This is a genomic window from uncultured Agitococcus sp., from assembly GCF_937920075.1.
Lineage (GTDB): Bacteria > Pseudomonadota > Gammaproteobacteria > Pseudomonadales > Moraxellaceae > Agitococcus.
In genome coordinates this window covers 1-3,132 of record NZ_CALETI010000115.1, presented here as the reverse complement: position 1 = coordinate 3,132, position 3,132 = coordinate 1, and the positions used below count along the sequence as shown (strand labels likewise).

Annotated in this window: 2 protein-coding genes; both read left to right on the top strand. The window is 44.0% G+C overall.

Features of this window, described 5'->3' with window-relative positions:
* On the top strand, window positions 1-893 hold an 893-nt coding region (locus Q0212_RS04250; RefSeq protein ID WP_297922703.1), incomplete at its 5' end, for a hypothetical protein.
* A complete protein-coding gene (locus tag Q0212_RS04245) occupies window positions 893-3,082 on the top strand; it encodes a hypothetical protein (RefSeq protein WP_297922700.1) in 2,190 nt (729 codons plus the stop codon). The genes Q0212_RS04250 and Q0212_RS04245, both read left to right, overlap by 1 nt.
* Window positions 3,083-3,132: the final 50 nt, after the last annotated feature.

The window sequence follows — 3,132 nt, the reverse complement described above, 5'->3', positions numbered from 1 at the left end:
CGCAAGAAGCTGTTGCAGGGCGTGAGCCTAGTTATACCGAGATGTTACAGATTGGTTTTAAAAATGCAATGTTGGCTAAAGATGCAGAAAGCGCGTTTAAATATGCGGCGGCAATCAAGCAACAACAACAAGCGGATAGAGAGTTAAACGCACCAATCGGAAATCCTTATCCTGTTTATGACACACAAGGTAATTTTGTCGGCACTCGAATAATGACAAAAACTGGACAAGAAGTACCATTTGGCCAACAAGGAACAACTACGGTTAAGCCTGATGTTTTAACGCAAAAAGATAAAGTTTTGCAAGACTTTCAAGAGCGCAAACTTAGAGCGGAACAAGACAGGGCTGCAAAAGAATTGGCATTAAAAGAGCGTGAGCTTACATTAAAGCCTGACCCAGTACAAAAAGCGATAGAAATAGAAATAGGCAAAGAAAAGGTTAAAACAGAAAGCACAGCACAAGCAGCACGGCGTGAGAAGTTGGCAAATGCTAATGATGGCCTACCTTTGATTGATAACTATATTAATGCTTTGAAAGAATCGCCACAAACTGGTGCGGGTGAGACTTACGAAAAAGTAATGGGTTATGTTGGTTTAGGCAGTCAAAAACAACAAGCGGCAATGGCAAAAGCCAAACAAGCAGGCGAAGCCTTGTTAACTTTTGCACAAAAACAACCAGGGCCATCTACTGATAGAGATGTAGCAAGTTATCGAGCGCAAATGGGTGTTGTTACTGATTCATCTTTACCTGCCAAAGCTAGAATTGCCGCAGCCGAACAAGCTAAGACTTTGCTATTAAAAATACAGGCGAAGTATGGAAACTATCAAGATGGCGGCCAAAATCAACAACAAACTAATCAAACAGGTGGTTGGAAGATTGAGAGGGTTAAATAATGGCTACTTTTGATATAACATCACCTACTGGCGAAAAGTACAGAATCACTGCACCTGATAACGCAACAGAAGCAGAGATTATGCAATATGCACAAGCTAACTTTGGAAAAGGCGAGCAGACGGCACAACCAATCCAAGCTCCTAAAATCAACAAAGACGAAGCAAGAGGCCGCGCATTACCGTCCCCTGCTCAAGGTTTTATCAATGCTGTTAGCCAAGCTCCGTTAGGTTTTGGTGATGAAATTTATGGGGCGTTAGGCGGTTTAGGTGCGTTAGTTAATAACGCTTATGGTGCAATGGGTGGCAATGTAAAACCTGTTGGGATTAAAGACGCTTACTTAGAGAACCGTGATTTAATTAGAGGCGCACAAAAACAATATAGCGAAGATTACCCGACTACAGCAATGGTTACAGGCATGATGGCAGGTGCACCATTGATGGCCGTCAATCCGTTAAAGTTTGGGGCATTACCACAGGCCACAAGCAAAGTACAAGCGGCATTTAACGCTGCTAAGTTAGCAGGTCAAGCTGGTGCAACGGGTGCGGTGTTTGGTGGTGCTTATGGTGCAGGCACTAGCGAGGGCGAAGATGCAAGCACAGTGGCAGGCGATACGTTAAAGGGTGGCGGTGTTGGCCTTGCGACTGGTTTAATTGCACAGCCTGTTTTATCTGCGGTTGGTGGCTTAGGCAAAAACGCGGCTATTAGAATGTTTGGCGATGTGCGAAATACAGGCGGCATAAATCAAGGTGGCCAAGTGGGGGCAATTGACCCTATTGGTGCGTTATCTGACAAGTCAAAAGAATGGATTAGACGACAAGGTGATGCAAAAATAGCGGAGGCCATCGCGCAAACTGGACGAGCTAGAAGTAAAAACATTAGACTTATGCCGAATGGTGATGAGATACCATACTCCGCGACTTTAGCAAACAAAGTCGATAAAATGCCAGTCGGTACACCAATGGCCGCGTTAAGTGGTCAAAAGTCTAACGAGTTACGCTCACTTGATGCGGTCAGCTTGCTAAGTGGTCGTACGGCGCCTGCGGTTGCTGACGTGCAAGGGCGATTAACAGAGACGGCAGGCAAGCGTTTTTTAACTTATGCCGACAAGATTTTAGGCGGTGGTAAACCTGATTTTAATAAATCTATTGCTGCTTTAAATACGAAAGCAACAGTAGAGTCAAAGCCGTTTTATCAGGTGCTTGATACTGTAAAAGTGCCAATTGATGATGAAGTTAGAAACCTTGTTACACGGGCAAATGCCTTTGTAAAAGAGGCTAATTCTATTTCTCAAATCAAAGGCGATAGCTTTGCAGATATTCGACAATTAGTAAAACCGAACAGTGGTGCAACCGAAGTCCCGTTAATGCGTTTAGAGTTGCTTAAACGCGCTATGAATGATGCAGAGGAAACACTAAAACGAAGTGGGGGCAATTATAAAGCGTTAGAAGTTGGAAACCTAAGACGCGATTTAATGGCCAAGCTAGAATCTGCATCACCCGTTACGCCACAAGGCGAGTCAATCTATCGTTTAGCGAATCAAAAATTTGCAGAACCAAAACAACTAATTGATGCGGTTGAGGAAGGCTCGAAATTGTTTAAGCGTAATCACATGGATATACGCGACTACAAAGCGACACTTAATGACCCACAAAAACAGGCTTATGAAATAGGTGTTTTTCGTGCGCTTGAAGAAAAAATGGGTACACCGTCAGGGCGTAACTTTTTAAGCGAGATAAGCAAAGACCGTAACGCAAGCAAAGTATTGCTCGAGGCAATGGGTAAAGAAAGGTTTAGGCAATTTGCAGGAATAATGAAAGGTGAAAAAGCACTTAAAAGCATTTACACCGTCAACACAGGCAGCCAAACAGCGCAACGTGAGGCCGCATTATCTGAGCTTGGCCTTGACCCACTCAAAGATGCAGGCGAGAGCGCTGCTATGTTAATGTCGGGTAGTCCAGTGGGCGCGATGGGTAAAGCCGCTCAAGCATGGAATAAAATAAGTACACCTGAGCAAGTGCGCGATTACATGGGTGCGCGTTATTTGCAAAGCGGCAAACAGGCTCAAGATTATTTAAAAACGCTTGGCGACTTAATTAAACAGATTGAAACATCAAAAAGTCAATCGGCAGTTCGTAAAGGTACGCTTGGCGGCTTAGGTTACGGCAACTCACCAAAGGACAACCAATAATGTCATACTCACTATCACCAAACGTCAAAGCACGTTTTTTTATCACTGGC

What these genes read in the sequence shown, in the direction of transcription:
- Q0212_RS04245 (WP_297922700.1), top strand. Translation starts at nt 893, where the DNA reads ATGGCTACTTTTGATATAACATCACCTACTGGCGAAAAGTACAGAATC.